The sequence below is a fragment of the Aliivibrio sp. S3MY1 genome (genome assembly GCF_028765575.1).
Taxonomy (GTDB): Bacteria; Pseudomonadota; Gammaproteobacteria; order Enterobacterales; family Vibrionaceae; genus Aliivibrio.
Map to the genome: position 1 here is coordinate 109,837 of NZ_JARACO010000004.1, position 20,657 is coordinate 130,493.

General features: G+C 41.4%; 12 protein-coding genes and 1 CRISPR repeat array. All 12 genes read right to left on the reverse strand.

What is annotated here, in order from left to right; translation table 11 throughout:
- Window positions 1–52: 52 nt before the first annotated feature.
- The gene (locus PVK62_RS04325) at window positions 53–958 is read right to left on the reverse strand and encodes a siderophore ABC transporter substrate-binding protein (protein WP_274443003.1); all 906 of its coding nucleotides are present in this window, start codon (window positions 956–958) and stop codon (window positions 53–55) included.
- Between the two features lie 143 nt (window positions 959–1,101).
- Window positions 1,102–7,549: a CRISPR direct-repeat array (repeat unit 28 nt; unit sequence TTTCTAAGCTGCCTGTGCGGCAGTGAAC).
- Window positions 7,550–7,677: 128 nt separating this feature from the next.
- Window positions 7,678–8,229, reverse strand: coding sequence for a type I-F CRISPR-associated endoribonuclease Cas6/Csy4 (cas6f, locus tag PVK62_RS04330; protein ID WP_274443004.1), 552 nt, complete (start codon window positions 8,227–8,229; stop codon window positions 7,678–7,680).
- An 8-nt stretch (window positions 8,230–8,237) separates the two neighbouring features.
- Window positions 8,238–9,221 (reverse strand): type I-F CRISPR-associated protein Csy3, encoded by a 984-nt coding sequence (gene csy3 / locus PVK62_RS04335; protein ID WP_274443005.1) that lies wholly within the window; start codon window positions 9,219–9,221, stop codon window positions 8,238–8,240.
- A 21-nt stretch (window positions 9,222–9,242) separates the two neighbouring features.
- Window positions 9,243–10,217 carry a type I-F CRISPR-associated protein Csy2 gene (gene csy2 / locus PVK62_RS04340; protein ID WP_274443006.1) on the reverse strand — a complete coding sequence of 325 codons (975 nt, stop codon included), beginning with the start codon at window positions 10,215–10,217 and terminating at the stop codon, window positions 9,243–9,245.
- 1 nt (window position 10,218) lies between these two features.
- Window positions 10,219–11,574: a type I-F CRISPR-associated protein Csy1 gene (gene csy1, locus PVK62_RS04345; protein ID WP_274443007.1), complete on the reverse strand. Its 1,356-nt coding sequence runs from the start codon at window positions 11,572–11,574 to the stop codon at window positions 10,219–10,221.
- Window positions 11,567–14,986, reverse strand: a complete 3,420-nt coding sequence (gene cas3f / locus PVK62_RS04350; RefSeq protein WP_274443008.1) for a type I-F CRISPR-associated helicase Cas3f — start codon at window positions 14,984–14,986, stop codon at window positions 11,567–11,569. The genes csy1 and cas3f overlap by 8 nt, the downstream gene beginning before the upstream one ends.
- Window positions 14,983–15,978: a type I-F CRISPR-associated endonuclease Cas1f gene (gene cas1f / locus PVK62_RS04355; protein ID WP_274443009.1), complete on the reverse strand. Its 996-nt coding sequence runs from the start codon at window positions 15,976–15,978 to the stop codon at window positions 14,983–14,985. The genes cas3f and cas1f overlap by 4 nt, the downstream gene beginning before the upstream one ends.
- Window positions 15,979–16,011: 33 nt before the next feature.
- Complete coding sequence (locus PVK62_RS04360) at window positions 16,012–17,007, reverse strand: helix-turn-helix transcriptional regulator (RefSeq protein ID WP_274449347.1); 996 nt, start codon at window positions 17,005–17,007, stop codon at window positions 16,012–16,014.
- Window positions 17,008–17,280: 273 nt separating this feature from the next.
- The gene (locus PVK62_RS04365) at window positions 17,281–17,508 is read right to left on the reverse strand and encodes a hypothetical protein (protein ID WP_005423266.1); all 228 of its coding nucleotides are present in this window, start codon (window positions 17,506–17,508) and stop codon (window positions 17,281–17,283) included.
- Between the two features lie 273 nt (window positions 17,509–17,781).
- Window positions 17,782–18,141, reverse strand: a complete 360-nt coding sequence (locus tag PVK62_RS04370; protein WP_274443011.1) for a glutaredoxin family protein — start codon at window positions 18,139–18,141, stop codon at window positions 17,782–17,784.
- Between the two features lie 157 nt (window positions 18,142–18,298).
- A complete protein-coding gene (gene putP / locus PVK62_RS04375; protein WP_274443012.1) occupies window positions 18,299–19,795 on the reverse strand; it encodes a sodium/proline symporter PutP in 1,497 nt (498 codons plus the stop codon).
- Between the two features lie 149 nt (window positions 19,796–19,944).
- Window positions 19,945–20,652: a 1-pyrroline-5-carboxylate dehydrogenase gene (locus tag PVK62_RS04380; protein WP_274443013.1), complete on the reverse strand. Its 708-nt coding sequence runs from the start codon at window positions 20,650–20,652 to the stop codon at window positions 19,945–19,947.
- Window positions 20,653–20,657 lie beyond the last annotated feature (5 nt).

Sequence of the window (20,657 nt, forward strand, 5' to 3'; positions counted from 1 at the left end):
TCAAAGAAATAGCACGCTCTACAGTGGAATTAAAAATAAATAATGATCAAACTTAAAGATGAATAGACTGTTTTACATCAGCAATCATTTGGTCTGTTGCGGTAACACCAGCAATAGCTAAATACCATGCATTAATATCAAGATAAGTTAAACTGTCGTTCTTATAAGCATCGGTAGCTTTCACTAATGGGTTAGCAAACTCTTCACGTGTGCGACTTTTATCTTTGTTAATTAACTTATCTTTATCAACAATAAGAAGGTTTGATGGGTTTACGTCACGAATAAATTCATACGAAACTAAATCGCCATGGCGAGATTCTTTAATTCCGTCAACCGCTTCTTGAAATCCGAAATCTTTATAAATAGAAGAAAAGCGTGAGTGAGCACCAAACGTCGTGATATTACCACCAGCACTCATTACTGTTAGTGCCGCAATTTTGTTTTCTTTGTTGTGCTCAGCAATCGCTTTAAACTCTGCATCTACACTCGCTATTTTCTCTTCAACTTTATCTTGAATTTCAAATACATTACCTAGCATACGCCATTGTTGCTGTGTACTCTGCCAATAGCTTTTTGAATCCGCAGTAAATACGATTGTTGGTGCGATTTCAGATAACTCTTTATACGCTTTAACTGCACGAGAACCAATAATGATCACATCCGGTTTTTGCATATAAATGGTTTCAAAGTCTGGCTCACTTAAACTACCAGAAGAAGCAAACTCTTTTGCTTTATATTTTAATAGATATGGAGGCATTGTGGTTGCTTGAGTAACCGCTACTGGTTTGATACCAAAATAGTCAATGGCGTCTAAAGTTCCCGTTCCGATAACAACAACACGTTGAGGTTTTGTTTCAAGCGTTGTTTTACCTAATTGGTGAGAAACGGTAATAGTTTCAGCATAACTTGATGCAGAAACCAGTAAACCAAATAACATTATAGCGATATTTTTTTTCATCTTCTTTACACTCAAGTGATAATTGTTCGTATTTAAAAGCCACTATAATGAAAACGATTCGTATTCACCAGAATAAAAAAGTAAAGATTGTAAAGGCGTACTTAATGTAAGGTTTATTGCGTTCAAAGAGGTGCTTTTAGATACAAATACGCTGCCTGTGCGGCAGTGAACTTCTCGCGCGTCGAACTGGAACAACGAGCCGTTTTCTAAGCTGCCTGTGCGGCAGTGAACAGCCGATGATCACAATTAGAACAGGCGGTAATTTTCTAAGCTGCCTGTGCGGCAGTGAACAATGAGCGTACTTATACAAAAGAGCAAATTTCTTTCTAAGCTGCCTGTGCGGCAGTGAACCTTGATAATCACTTGGTTGATGGACTACGTTTTTTCTAAGCTGCCTGTGCGGCAGTGAACTACACGATCAAGCTATTGGGTTTTCTGATTACTTTCTAAGCTCCCTGTGCGGCAGTGAACCGTCAAAACCTGTTAACTCTTTTATTCTGTATTTTCTAAGCTGCCTGTGCGGCAGTGAACAAAACATATCAGGCAATGACGCTAGAGCTATTTTTCTAAGCTGCCTGTGCGGCAGTGAACTTGCTTTTGTCGTTGCTTGTGCTTCGTTCTGCTTTCTAAGCTGCCTGTGCGGCAGTGAACTTACTGATGTTACTGCAACCCATTCACCTTTTTTTCTAAGCTGCCTGTGCGGCAGTGAACCGTTCAGCAGTTCGGTTTATGGCATTCGTGCATTTCTAAGCTGCCTGTGCGGCAGTGAACGTTTAGCGATACGCTGGATAATGACCGTATCATTTCTAAGCTGCCTGTGCGGCAGTGAACGGAAAGACATTCTTTGCATTATCAAAGGCTGTTTTCTAAGCTGCCTGTGCGGCAGTGAACAATATGCTTCACATTTAAAGCTGTACGTTTCTTTTCTAAGCTGCCTGTGCGGCAGTGAACTAACCAAATGGGAGGAGCGAGAGTTAAGCCGTTTTCTAAGCTGCCTGTGCGGCAGTGAACGAGAGCTCTATAACGCGCACGACAATCATCCTTTTCTAAGCTGCCTGTGCGGCAGTGAACCGACTTTGATATCAGCTCAATATTCGCTTCAATTTCTAAGCTGCCTGTGCGGCAGTGAACTATTGGCGGACTGCTCTAGCTGGAGTCGTTGTTTTCTAAGCTGCCTGTGCGGCAGTGAACTGATAGGCTCGACCCCATGAAATACGTTTAAATTTCTAAGCTGCCTGTGCGGCAGTGAACAAAACGGTGACGTAAAACACAAAGGTGCTTACTTTCTAAGCTGCCTGTGCGGCAGTGAACATGTAATAAATGACGGTCGTATGTTCGTTATGTTTCTAAGCTGCCTGTGCGGCAGTGAACTTGGTAAAGGTTATTTAGCATTAAAACGCGTATTTCTAAGCTGCCTGTGCGGCAGTGAACATGTTGGGGTTAGGATAGTAGGTGATATTCAATTTCTAAGCTGCCTGTGCGGCAGTGAACAAAACTCCTGAAGCGTTTTCATACCCTAAGCATTTCTAAGCTGCCTGTGCGGCAGTGAACATTAAGCCGCTTCCACTTGTTGCTCATCATTATTTCTAAGCTGCCTGTGCGGCAGTGAACGTGGCGGCGTTGGTGTATTGGTTGCGGGCGGTTTTCTAAGCTGCCTGTGCGGCAGTGAACATAATGCTGAATATTAGGATATAAACATTGGGTTTCTAAGCTGCCTGTGCGGCAGTGAACGAGGAGGAGATACTGGAGGCGGTAGTTCTGGATTTCTAAGCTGCCTGTGCGGCAGTGAACTAACGCAAGTTAATTATTCAAGCATTCGAGCTTTTCTAAGCTGCCTGTGCGGCAGTGAACAGCAAGAATTTTCCTACCAAATGGCGCGTACTTTTCTAAGCTGCCTGTGCGGCAGTGAACCGTGACTTACCTTATGAACCTGGCGTACCCGTTTTCTAAGCTGCCTGTGCGGCAGTGAACGATTGAGAAAGAAACCAAAGTAGACGCTGGATTTTCTAAGCTGCCTGTGCGGCAGTGAACTTAGATAAGCCAGAAGAAGTAAAGCGTTGGATTTTCTAAGCTGCCTGTGCGGCAGTGAACGTAACGCTTCGTCGATAGCTTCAGCGCGAAGATTTCTAAGCTGCCTGTGCGGCAGTGAACGTAATTGAACTCCAAGCCTATCAAATGGAATTTTTCTAAGCTGCCTGTGCGGCAGTGAACTTTAACCTTAGAAGAAAAAGCTCTCCACAATTTTTCTAAGCTGCCTGTGCGGCAGTGAACCCTTACACACTGGAAGTGGAAGCTTATCTCCATTTCTAAGCTGCCTGTGCGGCAGTGAACGGAAGCGGTGATTCCGCACAACGTCGGCGGTTTTTCTAAGCTGCCTGTGCGGCAGTGAACGTGTTTCATCGATAGGGGATAGTTCTTGGTTTTTTCTAAGCTGCCTGTGCGGCAGTGAACGTGATGAGTTAGAAGCTCAAGCTGAAATGTTATTTCTAAGCTGCCTGTGCGGCAGTGAACACTATCAGGAAATACCAGCTGGTGCAGGTAAGTTTCTAAGCTGCCTGTGCGGCAGTGAACTGTCGTTTACTACTGATGTATTCCATTGTTGATTTCTAAGCTGCCTGTGCGGCAGTGAACAATATCAACCCATGCATCAGCTCGATACTCTTTTTCTAAGCTGCCTGTGCGGCAGTGAACTGGTAGGTTTTGAATTTCGGCTTCGTTGCCGTTTTCTAAGCTGCCTGTGCGGCAGTGAACGTGATGAGTTAGAAGCTCAAGCTGAAATGTTATTTCTAAGCTGCCTGTGCGGCAGTGAACAAATAATGGTGCGTTTAATCAAACTACGCATTTTTCTAAGCTGCCTGTGCGGCAGTGAACACTCTATCGCGCCTTATTCATTGGCTACCACTTTTCTAAGCTGCCTGTGCGGCAGTGAACGCATCAGAGGTTGTGAATTTTGCAGGAGACAATTTCTAAGCTGCCTGTGCGGCAGTGAACGGGGTGCTTGGTGGGCAATTCGGGTTCGTCACTTTCTAAGCTGCCTGTGCGGCAGTGAACGACACGCACCACAACCACGACCGCGCCCGTTTTTTCTAAGCTGCCTGTGCGGCAGTGAACCCGGCGTGGTGTCCAGAGTTTTCGCGAGGTATTTTCTAAGCTGCCTGTGCGGCAGTGAACATGTAACTGAAAAATTTAATGTTACGCCAAATTTTCTAAGCTGCCTGTGCGGCAGTGAACCAATATAAACACCGGGTACTAATGCATTGTTTTTTCTAAGCTGCCTGTGCGGCAGTGAACTTGCGCGTGTTGCTTTTGCAAGTGTTTCAAGTTTTCTAAGCTGCCTGTGCGGCAGTGAACATTAGCTCACGATTTACTGTCACTCTCGCAACTTTCTAAGCTGCCTGTGCGGCAGTGAACATCTAATGAACGCTGCGCTTGGTATTTCAGGTTTTCTAAGCTGCCTGTGCGGCAGTGAACTGTATAAAAGCGAATTAAGTCTGCTTCCATCATTTCTAAGCTGCCTGTGCGGCAGTGAACTTCACATACTCTGAGAAATCGGAATACATCAATTTCTAAGCTGCCTGTGCGGCAGTGAACTTTAACGGTCTTTTGAAGATCTTTAAATTCACTTTCTAAGCTGCCTGTGCGGCAGTGAACGTCTATGGCGCGATTGAATTTACCTGAATAAATTTCTAAGCTGCCTGTGCGGCAGTGAACGGTTACTTCGCTTAACAACTGCATGAGCGTTGTTTCTAAGCTGCCTGTGCGGCAGTGAACAAGTGCAAGGCGTAAACACTCCGGTTGAGGTATTTCTAAGCTGCCTGTGCGGCAGTGAACTAACAAATGTAAATCAGGGTGTTAATTTTCTTTTTCTAAGCTGCCTGTGCGGCAGTGAACTCATTGGTAAAATCACCTTGGACCACGTTGTTTTTCTAAGCTGCCTGTGCGGCAGTGAACGTGCGGTCCGTCTTCAGGACTTTGGGGCCGATTTTCTAAGCTGCCTGTGCGGCAGTGAACTTAGACAGTGCGGCATGAACAGATAGCAATAGTTTCTAAGCTGCCTGTGCGGCAGTGAACTTGTTAAAAAAGCGAAGTTTTTCTTTGAGAACTTTCTAAGCTGCCTGTGCGGCAGTGAACACTGGTTAATGAATGCGATGATTCGACAGTATTTTCTAAGCTGCCTGTGCGGCAGTGAACTCAAGTAGTTTTTTAGTTATACCTGGTTGAGTTTTCTAAGCTGCCTGTGCGGCAGTGAACGGAACGGAGCAATACACTACATTTTCTCAGTATTTCTAAGCTGCCTGTGCGGCAGTGAACTACTAAAAGAAGCAGACACTACGCCATGGGCATTTCTAAGCTGCCTGTGCGGCAGTGAACGTGACTAAAAAAAATAATCGAGTCCAATAGGTTTTCTAAGCTGCCTGTGCGGCAGTGAACATTATAAATACCACTTAATCTCTCTAATAGTTTTTCTAAGCTGCCTGTGCGGCAGTGAACCCACTCGCGGCGTTGCTTCCACCTTTTAGTATTTTCTAAGCTGCCTGTGCGGCAGTGAACACATAGGAACAAAAGGTGTTGCTGCAATGGCTTTTCTAAGCTGCCTGTGCGGCAGTGAACTGAATGATGTATCTCACTCTGTGATCGCACTTTTTCTAAGCTGCCTGTGCGGCAGTGAACGGAGGTGTGGCAGCAACGGCTGGTCTTATGTGTTTCTAAGCTGCCTGTGCGGCAGTGAACTAGTAAGAGATCAATCAAGTGAGCGCCCTTACTTTCTAAGCTGCCTGTGCGGCAGTGAACGAAATACCAAGCGCAGCGTTCATTAGATTGATTTTCTAAGCTGCCTGTGCGGCAGTGAACCGCTCGGCATTGTCACTGCGGTTCAAATGGAGTTTCTAAGCTGCCTGTGCGGCAGTGAACATGGGCACTTAAAATCATTTCACGCGCTGTTTTTTCTAAGCTGCCTGTGCGGCAGTGAACAAGGTACTCCGGTTCTGTGCATTCTTGATAATTTTCTAAGCTGCCTGTGCGGCAGTGAACTATATAGCTGCTCAGACGGCGGAATTTCTAAATTTCTAAGCTGCCTGTGCGGCAGTGAACTAAGAAAAACGCCGGAACTAACAATCAACTCATTTCTAAGCTGCCTGTGCGGCAGTGAACAATATCGGAGTTGCAGATAACCCAGCTCACAATTTCTAAGCTGCCTGTGCGGCAGTGAACTGATTTTAAGTGCCCATAAGGGTCTGGATCTATTTCTAAGCTGCCTGTGCGGCAGTGAACGTTAGTTATGATCTGGTGCAAAAGTCATCTGATTTCTAAGCTGCCTGTGCGGCAGTGAACCGATATCTCCAGTGTTTACCACGTTCCCTGATTTTCTAAGCTGCCTGTGCGGCAGTGAACCAAAAAGATCATCCCTTAAGTCGACTTCTTCATTTCTAAGCTGCCTGTGCGGCAGTGAACTATGGGCCGTTCGCGTTCCTGAGAGTGCGCTATTTCTAAGCTGCCTGTGCGGCAGTGAACTTGCGGTTTCACCTTGAGTCAACATTGCATCATTTCTAAGCTGCCTGTGCGGCAGTGAACATTCATCAACATCACGAGTAACGTAAAGAGATTTTCTAAGCTGCCTGTGCGGCAGTGAACTCTGAACCTTTGCCACCAAAGCAAGGCTTTGCTTTCTAAGCTGCCTGTGCGGCAGTGAACAGCTGCCGCCCTCACCGTTAAACCACGACACATTTCTAAGCTGCCTGTGCGGCAGTGAACTATGAAGGGTATAAGAGTTCATGGGTTGATGATTTCTAAGCTGCCTGTGCGGCAGTGAACCATCGAGGGGATTTTGAGAAACGGCGGTAAGTTTTCTAAGCTGCCTGTGCGGCAGTGAACCTGTATGGGTTGAGGGCGCAGCTCCAGTTATTTTTCTAAGCTGCCTGTGCGGCAGTGAACTCACAGATTCGATTTTTCGACCAATCTTCACATTTCTAAGCTGCCTGTGCGGCAGTGAACTGTACTGGAATACTTTTCGCACACCTCTATGCTTTCTAAGCTGCCTGTGCGGCAGTGAACTTTCTTTAATCTCTTTAGTCTTTTCTTGTGCTTTTCTAAGCTGCCTGTGCGGCAGTGAACATCACATACCGCAAATTTTTTACCCATTTAACTTTCTAAGCTGCCTGTGCGGCAGTGAACTTGGTTTTGAAATTAGTGAGATCTTCAAGAAATTTCTAAGCTGCCTGTGCGGCAGTGAACACTGAAAAAGAAAAAACTATCTTCGACCGATGTTTCTAAGCTGCCTGTGCGGCAGTGAACATTCACAACGTTAACCGAAAAAACGATGATGATTTCTAAGCTGCCTGTGCGGCAGTGAACGTTGATAAATGAAGTTTTTAGTTTTCTCTGTCTTTCTAAGCTGCCTGTGCGGCAGTGAACTGGAAAAGCTCTGAAGCTTGGTCTATCTTTGATTTCTAAGCTGCCTGTGCGGCAGTGAACCTAAAAACCACATCTTTTGATGCGAAATAGTATTTCTAAGCTGCCTGTGCGGCAGTGAACGATCCACTCCGTTGATGCCATTCGAGCCGATGTTTCTAAGCTGCCTGTGCGGCAGTGAACAATAGAATATCAGCACAAAAATAAGTTACAACAAGTAGATAAGCAAAAATATCCATTTTTACCTAATTTTTACTACCTATTGTAACTTACTGATTTTATTGACTCGTTTTTAAAGAGCAATTTTTTGGTTAAAACCAAGGAACCGTTGTTGATGAGCTTAATCCATAGCGATTAAACTGGCCTTCAACGGCTTTATCTTGCAATCCACCATGCTCAATGAATAACTTCATCACCTGCCCTGTGGATGTACTCTTTAATTGAACAAAGGGTAAGCGCAACATTTTTTGCTGTTCATTGCCAATTTTCAATGTCGCTTCTTCTTCACTCAACCAACCTTTAGCAATAGAACGCTTACGTTTATTATTAGCGCTTTTAGCTTGTTTGCGTTTTACACAGCGATACTGACACCCCTCAGGAACCAATAAAATTGATGTTTGAGAGCAATAATCACGTAAGCCTTTCAGCCAATTTATCTCAAATAATTGCTTCAAATCGCTTTCATTACCATGCAAACGCAAAGTATCTCCTAACGTTTTATCTACATTAGGAAAGCTAATACCAATATTACTGTCTTTCAGTTCCACCAAGGTTCGATGTAGCTTCGCCATTAAGTTACTAATAAGCACAGGCTCTGACGCTTCTGGATCGGGTAATACTTTAATATCACAGTAAAATTTCATGACAACCCCTATTCACCAAATACGCCACCACGAATAAGCATTGCCATAATGTAATGCTGTTGCTCTTTCTCTGGTTGTTTATCTTTTAACATCCAACCATCCAATAACTTATAGAAGTCATTATTTTCTTTTGGTTGACGGTAAGCAGCACCACGGTTGGTTACAGAGCCATACGGTTCAACCGCAATTGGGCCAACCTCTTCAAAAGCAGGGTGCCAAGTATCAATAGTACGTAATGCGTTACCAATCTTTTGAGAGTGCATTGCCGCTTGACCATTTAGCTGATACAAGAATTTACTCTTATCCCCTTTACCTCCACCCATCACTAGCTCTTGTGATGGGTACACAGCTTGGCCTTCACCTAACTGCGTGAATGCTTCAACTTTAATTAACGAGTGATTTTCAACTAACCCTTTTTGAATAATCTCGGCTAGTTCATCCACCGATGGATTATTATCAAAGCTACGTAAATTAAAATCATGACTATTAAAGGTAAATTCTTTTCCTTCTGCTGCTACTTTTACTACCACATTTTCAGCACCAACACGGTTACGCCACAAGAAACGACCATTAGCAATATTTTGTGCATAACGTTTGGCTAATTCAGTAAAGCCTTCTTCTTGCTTATAAGCCTCAATTTTCTCAGCTAATGCCGCCTGATACTCAGGATTATTACAGGTCGATGGCACTTGTAAATCACTTAATACACGCAAGGTAAATTGCACTTTTAATGTATCCGCTTGATGATTTAACGCTGCAATATCAACGGTTTGCAAATTAGCCTTTGATACTTCTGCATCGAGTTTTATTGGATCATTTGCCATTGCTGTTTTTAAGCGGTTTGAGATCGTACCGCGTACCGCTTTTTCACCCACCATAATTGGTGTCCACTCTTGTTTCTCCCAATTACCCGCAAACATTAATGCATCAGATGGAAGTAGTTTTGCTTCAAACGCCAAGACTGACGGTGTTTTTAAGTTTGTTTTAGCCATTTTAATTCTCTCTATTTATTTTTAAAATTTCATTGCTGCATTTTCATCAAACTCATCCATAAAGAGTTCGATAATAGGATCTATAAACGGTTTTGTTTTAGCGACATACCAAGGTTCACAATGCTCATAACGCCAAATGGCATCATCTATGTTTGTTAAACGGTGCGGACTCATCCATTCACCAACACCATAGGCTGCCTCAGTAAACGCAACAGGAACGGTCGTATCTCGCACATTGTCAACTTTTCCAGCCTCATACAGTGGCGATATAGCACAAAAACCTGACATGATTGGCACCAAGTATCCCATTTGAGGTTTCTTCACAAACTCCCACTTGGCTTTATTACTTAATTCGCCTTGATCTTCTGCCTCACTTTCTACGCGCGTGGCTTGATATTTAACTTTGTAAAAATCACACCACGCATCAAATACTGAGATTTGCTCGCCTTGCTCATGTATATTTTTAACGTGTTCAGTTAAATATTCACTGCGGTCTAACAATACAAACCCGGGCATTAAACGACGCAATACTTTTTTATCTTCCTCTTTATTGGTCAGTGATATAGAACCAATTTGTGTTATTTGCCCTCCGGCAATTCTGAGTTTAGGCACTAGATTTTCAACCTCATTGACGAGTTGATCTTCCTGATACATGGCACCACCCAACAAACCGTGCACTTCAATTAAGAGAGAAATCGTCATATTCATACGACCTTCTTCATTAATTGGAGCTGTGGTTCCTTTTTGAGTTAATGGGTTACGCGTTAAGGCAAAGACATAATCCCCCCACTCTTTAGGTTGCCTTGCGTGAACCATATTTTCATGACTGATAACGGCTACGCCACCTAATGTTATTGCTAATTCAGAAGATAATTTTCGTGATAAAGCATGGGCAAATCCCAAAAAATTCGTCATGGAAGGGAAACCATACGTTAAGCCTGCAATGGCATTGGCGTTTTGTACGCTGATGTCTTTTAATAATAAATAGCGGCTCATGTTACAGCTCCCCTAATTTTGGCGTTGAGCGTTCAAAATGCTTTAATTGATGTAAAAACAACGTTGAAAAATAAGCGTGTTCAATATCACCCAAAATATATTTCTCTTTATTGCTCTTTAATTTATGAGTCAACCAACTGGCAAAATCCGTCGCGATAAGCACCAACCAATCCCCTTTTTCACGGTGTTTTTGGAATGTTTCATCGGTGTTGTAAACATCTAACCACAATGCATGATTAGGCTTCATTTTACATTCATCACTATTTGACCAACCTGCATGATCTTTCATCATTTGAATGACCGCAGCGTGGTTTAACACCGTATCAATGATTGGTAAAAGATACGCGTTATCTCGTTGACGGCGGATATGTACGTTTCGCTCATCTTCCCTTACGTTTTCAAGAAATAAACGGAAATCACGGATCAATGCAGCCGATTTAAAGCTTAATTCACGCCCAAATACGCTTGGGCTGCTTATTGGTGGTGAGGTGATACTCTTCCACTGCGGTGGCGCACAATTTAATAAAAACGTTTCTCCATGACGTTCATTATTTAATTGCGAGATATTTTGAGGTTTAGACCCTCCAAAATTTTGTACCGCAAGATTAAAGAAACGTTCATCTAACTTTTCATGGTATTTATCTGTTTTATGAGCATCACGGATCTCTTTTGAGTCACCATACCGAATGCGTCTTACTTCATGATATAGCTCATGCGCAAGAGCCGATGAAAAAAGTGGACATAACAAATGGTAGTCAACTGAGGTTTTATCCTCACCAATTAAAGGAAAGTACAGTTGCTTACTTAAGGTATGGCTAGATAACTTGCTGTCACCAAGGGCTTGTGCAAATCCTTCTTTCCACTCTTGTAATTGCTGTTCATCACTTCCAAAAGGGTGTAATGCATTGATGTGGCCTTGCTGTAATTGAGTAATTAAACTTTCACCATCACATTCTAGCTTGAGTAAACTCGCTATAGGAAAACGAGCAGAATTACCAACAAAATCAAGAGCCTTATTCTTTATACTTTTCGTTGTTAAATATGTATCATTTGACACATATACGTCTTCAAAAATACTAGTCGCCTTTTTTACATCTCCATTAGTATATTTAGGACCATGTGTGGCTAAACTAAGCTCTGATGCTCTATTCGCTTTATCTGATAACCATGTGTTGATTTTAAATTCAGCCTCTATCGGTGCTGATTCTTCTGCATAAACTGCTTTCGCTTTTGCAATTTCAACAGGATCTTCACTTTTTTCTAAGACCTTATTTAGTGCCTTTAGTAATGGCTCTAACTTTGCTTCTTTTCGTTGCTGAATATAATCAGCAATAGCCTGAGATAATGTATTATCCATTATTATTCCTAGTTATTTTTGTTTGGTAAATGCCCAACTGATCATGCCAATTCCAAATTAATTCTTGATCTTCTTTTGGTGCTCTTAAACTAATAGCGCCAAAATATTGCCCGGTACTTTCTACTGTTTGCTCTAGCTGTTCTGCTAAATTACTATAGATGGTTTCTGCATCGGTATTCATCCACCAATAGTTACCCTCTGATAACTCAATGCTTTGTGTTACCACTCTATGATTTTGTGGCGTAAATACCCATTTCTTTTGCGTTGTGTCTTTTTGATGCCAACCTAAATCATCCCACTCATCGGCTTTACACAAAATGAATTCTTCTTGTGAGTCTGACTTTCTGAACCTAGTTTGGTTGATAAACTCACCATTCCAATCAGCATGATTATCACTACTCCACCACAAGCAAGCTTCATCATCTTTCTGAAAAAAGATATCTTTATTTAGCTTATTTTCTAAACCTAGCGTTAGCTTTAACGCACGATGCTCTTGTACAGAAAAACTATCAATCCCCTTAGCTTTTTTATTTTTTGATGTTTTATCTAAACAGAAGTCTTTCTGAGAAAAAGACGGCTCTTTTATTCGTGAAATTGCAGAGATACTTTCTAACTCACCATTTAATAGTTCATTCAAATCATGAGTCGACAAAGGCAAATCTTTACTTTCAAAACCCGGTTTACAGTAAGCTGTGGTATCACCTCTTAATGCTCTGATGTTTTTATTCAATACCATTAAGTTGCTACTGCTCGGCTCTTGTTGGCGATGACGTTGAATACGGCCAGCGAGTTGAATTAACGCACGTAATGAACTTGGCTCTGCAATGCCCCAATCGTAATCGTGATCTCGTCCTACCTCGACAACCGACGTCCCGATAACAACAAAAATATTATTCGCTGTCGTTGTTTTATTGAGCGCTTCTATAATCTCTGGTTGTTGCCAAAGCTGCTCTGAGTCATATCGCGTTAGGGTATTATCTAAACGATTTTCCTTGTGAGATCTCACTGCCAATGGAAACTGTGAGTGATACACACAAAAATGAATACTGTAATCCTCTTGCGGGCTCATTTCAGACAGGCACTTCATCACATTGATCATTGAGTCGATATTTGCTATTCGAACCACACCGCAAGATACTTTTCGTCCTGAGCGGTGTTTTACGTGATGATTATCATGTAATCGATGGAGCAGTCTATGAATGGTTGCTGCGACTGACTGATAAATATGATCATCATCTTTCTTTTCGCTTAACTCATCATCAATATGAACTGTGACTAACTCCCCTTTACGCAGCACTTTTTTATTTTCGTTCAGTTTTTTAATGCGCTTCTGCACGAAGATATCGTTTTCTTCCGTAAAAGCATCAGATGATTTTATCTCAGTAACATGGCTTTTATTCTCGTCAAACCATCCACAAACCACACTTTGTAACTCCCCATCTGGAAAATTGGCTTCATTAAAGTGCTTTCTTCCTGCTAAATAGGCGTGGTATAACGCATTGATTAGTGATGGTGGTAAGGTGGCCGAAGAAAGTAACACACGAGAACCAAGCATGCCTGCCCAGTTAACTAAGCGACATAACGCTGATAGATCTTCCAAGCCAAAATCATCTGGCTCATCCAAAATCAAATCTGATGTTAATAGACGCAACATAGGCGCAATTTGTTTGCCACCACGCAAGCTTTCTGTCGCGGGCATTAAATGATCAATGGTGCTAACCACGACAGGTGCACTAATCAATTGCTCTAATTTAGGGTTTCCTTGTAGCCAGTGCTTTAAGCGTCCATCATAAATTTGACCGTCATAACTAATGAAAAGTTGTTCGAAAAAATCATCGCTTGATTCACTTCCTGAACTTTGTTTTTCTTTAGTTGGTTCTTTATTCACTTGATGTAAGGTTTTAACCGCTTGCGAGCCAATTAATACCGCAAGTTCATCATCTCCCAATTTCAGTAAATCACGATAACTATCACCTGTTTGTAATGTTAGGGTTCTTAAGCCTACGGCAACAGAGAAGCGACACCCTTCTCTTTCATCAGCAAGTGCATACATGATCCGAGCATTGGCAATGGTTTTACCACAGCCTGTTGAGGCCATATTGATCCCAAAGAATCCTTGCTTTTCACTTAATCGAGCATACTCTTTGGCGGCTTTATAAGCTTTATCTTGCCATACGAATTTTTTCGGTGCATTGCGACTGAATAGTTTGTGTTGCCCTATCGCTGGCAGTGCATATTTCAAAGCAGGAAGGTTTAATGCAAAGTGCATGGCATTGTGAGCAACGCCAATATTATGCTCATCCAATTGCTGTTTAAATACCGCACTTCCTTCAAGCTGGGTCGCTTTTCTATCTGTGTTAGCTTTTGGTAAATAGTCGTTATCTCGCCACTCCAATTGAGATCGTTCAGCTTCTAAGGAAGAATAATAGTGATCCGAAAGCATTAAAGACAAACGTGACAAATGAGCAACAAAACGTTGCTTTAACCATGGTTGCTCATGATTTAGTTTTGTATTTTTTAATGTTCGATACGCCAATTTAGACGCTTGTTTTTGCCATGTTTTACTAATAAATGGAGTCCCTTGGCTGAAAGTCCAATTTTTATTGATGACTTCACTACCAATTTGATCTAATTGCTCTGCATTACTAGAGTTCCAATCACAATTAAAAACATTAATTAACCATTGAGGCATATTTTCATTAACGACATTTTGTGTGCGCTTAGTTTGAGGTAATGGCAAACGGTGATGAGAAACAATTAACCAAGCGATTAACGTAGCAAAAGAAGACAATGACTTAAATGGTGATAATGAACCTGAACTGTGATCATTATGTAAGTTGTCTAATACATAGGATTCAATACGATTGCCATTACCTAAGCGATTTATTTCACTTAATTCAGATAACCACTCTTGGTCTGATTTTCCTTTTACAAAAGCTTCAAACAAGCGCAGAGAAATCCACTCGTGTCGATAAGGTTCTCCTTTTGCTCCACTTATCCCTTGCAGTTTTGCTTGAAACAAATCATTGGCTTTACCAAAATCATGAAACAAGCCTGCAATGCTGGTGGCATTGGCGATCACTTCCAGTTTATCCCAACCGTTTTCCCATTCTTTATGATCAAGATTCAAACTGGTTCGATTCACTGGCACCACACCCTCGGTATTAAATTTCAAGCGATTTCCCACCACCCATAAAAACTGGCTGCGAGAGCGTGAGCGTATCCAATGGCAACTTACCGCAGTGCTTTTGCTTGCTGTTTGTCGCAGCATTTTCTTTACGGTTAATAAACCATCTTCGGTAATAATGGTCTGCCATGTGTTATCCCCAATGCGGTTTGCAAAGGCATCTAACACTCTGCGTGTTTTCTTTAACGCATTTTTCTCACACTGAGAAACAAAAGTGACCATCATCTTGCTTGATCTCCGCCATCTAGCGACTTAGGTTGTTGATGCATTAACGCCACGTCTTTAACGGTATCAAACATAAAATCCAATACGTTATGATCGGTAAAGGCTTGCAATACTTGTTGGCGAAACTCTTGCTCTGTGTCGTTTTCTTTGGCGCATATAAATGCCCACGGCAGCACGATGGTGTCTTTAATTAAATCAGCCACATCAAACACTAATGCCCCACGTCGAGTCTTGCCATGCATTACGGCAAAACCATGGGGAATACCTAATACCCATAATGTTGTCGCAGCCAAACCATAAGCTAAATAGTTGCCATGATTGAGAAAGTCATTGGCTTTATCGGTTGATTGATGCTGCCTTTTAAAATCTTGTAGCTGAACGTTATTCGCTGCAAACTTATATAAGTGTTTGGTTAATTGCGCTTCTGTCAGTAATAAATCGCTCTGCTTTGTTGCGGCTTCTGTTCGTTCTTCAAACCGTTCAAACGCGGCTTGCAACCCTGGCTCTTTTACATCAAAGCCTTCTTGTTTTAGCTCTCTGTCTTTTGCCCAGATCTTCTGTAAAAAACTCAACCTTGCTTGCTGAAATACTTTTGCTGCTGCCAAACGTTTTTGGTCATCAAACCAAAATGACATCCATCCTTGTAAATACTCGGTTGGGCGATATTCACTTTGTGGCGTAAACCATTCAATTGGCTGCTCTGCATCATTCGCCATATAGAGAGGCGTTCCACCACCGCCACTAAAGCCAACTAAAACGCCAGCTTGAGCGAGCATTCGCATGGCCGCTTGGGTAATTGATGTACCATTGCCGAGTAGCAGTACGGTGGTATTTGCAATCGGGATATTGAAGTATTGGTTCTCATTCTTCGCCTCTGTGAGATACAGAACACGACCGTCTTTTTGCATCACTCGGCAATATTCTAAATAGAACATATTGGCACGCTTAGAATGCAGAATGCTTTTTAGATCTGAAGACGAAAAGTTATCCATTGACACTATCCTTGAATGATTAATATCGCCATCTTACTGAACAGCAAGGTCACATACTGACCCTGAGCGATCTTTTTGTATTTTTTCTACCGCTTTTAATAAACATTGCTCTACTGATTCTTTCAAAAATGCAGGCGAGACAACGGTTACATTTGGTTGAAAACGCATAATTTCACGTACTAATTCACGGTGGTCACTAAAGAAGAAACTTAGGATTAAGTCTCCATTATCTTGAGTTTCTATCTGCTGTTCACTATGCCAAGTGTGATCTAAAACCCAAGGTGCTACGCTTTGCTCAAAACAAAGAATCGCCTGATACTGAGTCTCTCCTACCATTAGGCCATAACTATTTTTTAAATAGGCTTGCACTGATTCTTCAGGTAACGCGGTAAAAGGGGTATCACCCTCTTTCGCTGATTTTAAACGGTTAAGAGAAAATATTCGGATTTCAGATCGTAAATGGCACCAAGCTAATAAATACCATGCGTCTTTATATAGAAATACCTTTTGAGGTGAGAGGGTGCGTACTGTAATGTTCTGGCTGCTGTCTTGATATTCAATATCAACGCTTGATTCTGCCCATAGCGCTGTTGTAATTTGATTGAAGACATCAGCATGGTTAATCGTCCTAATCGCACTGCGTATTTCTATTTTATTGGCGATGCCAAAATCTGTTGCTCGATTTTTTGTCTTTTGTAGAACGTGTTTGATCCCTTCTAGCTCTTTATTTAATGATCCAATATGTAGATCAGTAAACAGCTTTTCTGCGGTTAATAAAGCAAACCATTCTTTATCAGTAAAACTCAGATATGGTAATGGTAATTGGGGACTATCAGGAGCATATAAATAACCTTTTAGATCTCTATCGTATGATATAGAGGCATCAAATTCGTCATTAATTTTTCGGATCAAGCGTTTAAAGGTAGACTCAGAGCACTCTAATGCTCCTAGAAGTGTACTTTTCGGTACTGGGTATTTAGATTGGCTAAGTAATTTATGAATAATTGATAAACGAGAGAGCTGTTCCACTACTAACAACCTTATCTATATTTTATTTAAAACAATTACTTACACAATATCACCTCTATAAATAAAATGATATTCTGATTATTATTTCTATGATTTAGTTCTCAATCTAATTTGAGCTATCTATACGTAGTAAACATGAAAGATAAGTACAATAATAATGATTATATTATTAGTGGTGTTGGTATCAACAAACTGATAAGTGGAAAAATAACAATAAAAAAGGCCATTATCGGGGGAACAATAATGACCTTAAAAATACATAGCTTGTTTGCTTTAGTGTAAGTGTCTCTTCGTTACTTCACATGAAAGAGTCTCATGATCAAATAGGAAGCGAAATGCGTGAGAATTGAAATATTTCCCATCACTCCACAGAACTTCACCAAAGATCTTGCAGAGATCCATGTCTGATGCTGAACCTTTCTTATCGATTAATCCAATAACAGATAAAACTTGGCTCTCTATATCCTTGGGACAATTTTTAATTGACCATTTATGAGTCATACTCATTTTTTCCATAATAACTAGCCTAATGTGTTTTTATTTTATTTGTGAATCAAGTCACAAAGAGCAGTTTAACCTAGCATTAACGTAAAGCCAAGCGTTTTGTGACTTGAGTCTCACAAAGTCACAAAAACGACTAACAATAGAACTATTAACAAGTAAATCTCATTAATAAAACAGCTGTAAATTTACAAAAAAAACACATAAAAAAGCGAACTATCAATAAGTTCGCCTTTGATTACTACTTTATGGGCAGTTATAACCTTGTGAATACTAAGGATATTTTTCCTCTAAGAAGGCCATAATATCTGATGATTCATACATCCAAGTCGTTTCGCCATCTTTATCAATACGTAGGCATGGCACTTTTACTCGTCCGCCACCAGCTAATAATTCGGCTTTATGGACTTCATTATTTTTTGCATCACGTAGTTCAATCTTCAATGATTGACGCTTAATTGTACGACGAACTTTGACACAAAATGGGCAAGCTTCAAATTGGTATAGTGAGTAGTTCGCCGTTTCTGCGTCTATTTCTATTTGTTTCACAGGGTCACGCTTAACGCCTGATGGCGAAAATACACAGTTCAACCCTAAAATGACTTTTCCAAGCGCGAAACGAATTAATTTCATGTTTACTCTCCTAGTAATGCAATCTAATTGATTATAATTGTTATTTCTTTTTGAAGTGTATAGATTGTAACAGTTTCATTTCAGTGAACCTACAAAAAAGCCCCAAGTAGAGGAGACTCTAAATGGGGCTTTCATATTAAATCACTTTTACATTAGCTTATTCGAATTCAATTAAGTTACGTTCAAATTTTTGATGTTGCTGAGCGACAGCTTCTTCAGGTTTACCTGTCAACTTACTCACAGCAATAATTGCTGTTGTTGCAAAAATGATCCCAGGGACAATTTCGTACACATCAAACCAACCGCCTGTTAGCTGTTTCCAGACAACAATCGTGATACCACCAACAACGATACCAGCAAGTGCGCCATTACGGTTCATTCCTTTCCAGTAAAGACTTAGTACAATTGCAGGACCAAATGCAGCACCAAAACCAGCCCAAGCGTAAGACACTAAACCAAGTACTGAGCTATCAGGGTTCATCGCTAATGCTAATGCGATAAGTGATAACGCTATCACGGCAATACGTCCTACGCTGACGACCTCTTTACTGGTTGCGTCTTTTTTCACTAGTTGTTTATATAGATCTTCAGATAATGCTGAAGAAGAAACTAATAGCTGTGAATCTGCAGTACTCATGATGGCAGCAAGGATCGCAGCCAATAAGATGCCAGCAATCACGGGGTGGAACATCGCATTCACTAATAGCATGAAGATTTTTTCGCCATCAATCGCTTGACCTGCCATTGAACCATTGACATAAAGTAAACCAACAAGACCAACCAACACTGCACCAACCATGGATAACGCTGTCCATACTACGGCGATTCGACGAGCAGCAGTCAGCTCTCTGTTTGTGCGAGAAGCAAGAAAACGCGCTAGGATATGTGGCTGACCAAAGTAACCAAGGCCCCAAGCCACTAATGAAATAATCGCAATGGCACTTAGTGGATTGCCATCCATTCCGGTCCATAACGTCATAAGCTCTGGATTAATCGCAACTAAATCTGCACTCAACTGCCCAAAACCACCTTGCATCGCGGCAATGGGTACAATCAACAATGCCGCAGACATTAAAAGCCCTTGAACTAAATCAGTCCAAGCTACCGCTAAGAAACCACCAAATAAAGTATAAGACACAACACAAAGCGTACCAATAACCACCGCTATTTTGTAATCTAGACCAAATACCGTTTCAAATAATTTACCACCAGCAACCAAACCAGAACTCGTATAGAAAAGGAAGAACAGCAAAATAAACAACGCTGAAATGGTTTGAATAAGTTTAGATTTGTCATTAAAACGGCGTGATAAAAACTCTGGCAGTGTTAATGAGTCATCAGTAGTTATGCTGTAAGTTCGTAAACGTTTAGCACAAATGAGCCAGTTCAACCACGTACCTACCAATAAACCGCCAGCAAGCCATAACGACTCTAAACCCGCAGCATAAGCATAACCCGGTAGGCCAAGTAACAACCAACCACTCATATCAGAAGCCCCCGCTGATAGCGCCGCTGGCCAAGGCCCTAGTGTTCGGCCTCCTAAAAAGTAATCAGATGAACTGCTCGTTCGCTTATAGGCATAAATCCCAATCGCAAGCATCATTATCAGATAAGCGATAAACGTACCTGTAATGGCAACATTATTTTCAATCATTATATTTCCTTTATATTATTGGCAGTAAGCTTAACGTCGTTACTGCTGTGTATGAGCATCAAGGCTCTATTGTTATGGCACAATAACGACGCTGATTTCTGATACCAGCTTGGGTAAGATTTTATCCAAATTAGTATCAATATTAATTATTAGTGATTACCCCCACCAAGCTCTAGCAAGGTGGCATTACCACCGACAGCTGTGACATTAATTGTTCGTGTACGCTCTGTAATAAAACGTAGAACAAAATGAGGATCTGTAATTACTGGTAAGTGGTCTTGATCGGTTTCGGCAACCAATTGCGCTAATAATCCATCTCGTTTGGCTAATTGCTGGTTAAGCGCTATCGACTTTTGCTCGCTACCAACAAAGCAGACACCCGCTAAACGAACATCATTAATGTCTGTTATTGCAAACTTTGCCTGTTGAGCCGCTAATCTTGGAACCTTAGCTTGATGCAACCCCTCAAGAATAACGGAAGTGAGTTGCACACCCTGATCCGAAAGGGCAACAATAATAGCGTTTCCTGCCACTAATGCCGCCGTTATTTGTCCAACTAATGCAATAACCGATGAATGTTCATCTGATGTGATGTAAAAAACACCTCTTGCTGCGGTATAAAGCTCGTTACTCTCCCCTGTTGGGCCTGGCATTAGTTCCGTTTCAGAAATTAAATGCTGCGCACGTTGGCATTGAAAACGAACCATTTTTGCTGCCAGAACGCCAAAATCAGGATGCTCCGCTAAATACTCTGACCAACGCAATAATTTTTCCATGCGCGTTGAGAATGAATCCGCTTGCCATTCTATTTGTCCTTGAGAAAGTGCTGAGTCAATAATATGAGTTATTGTTGTCATGAGGT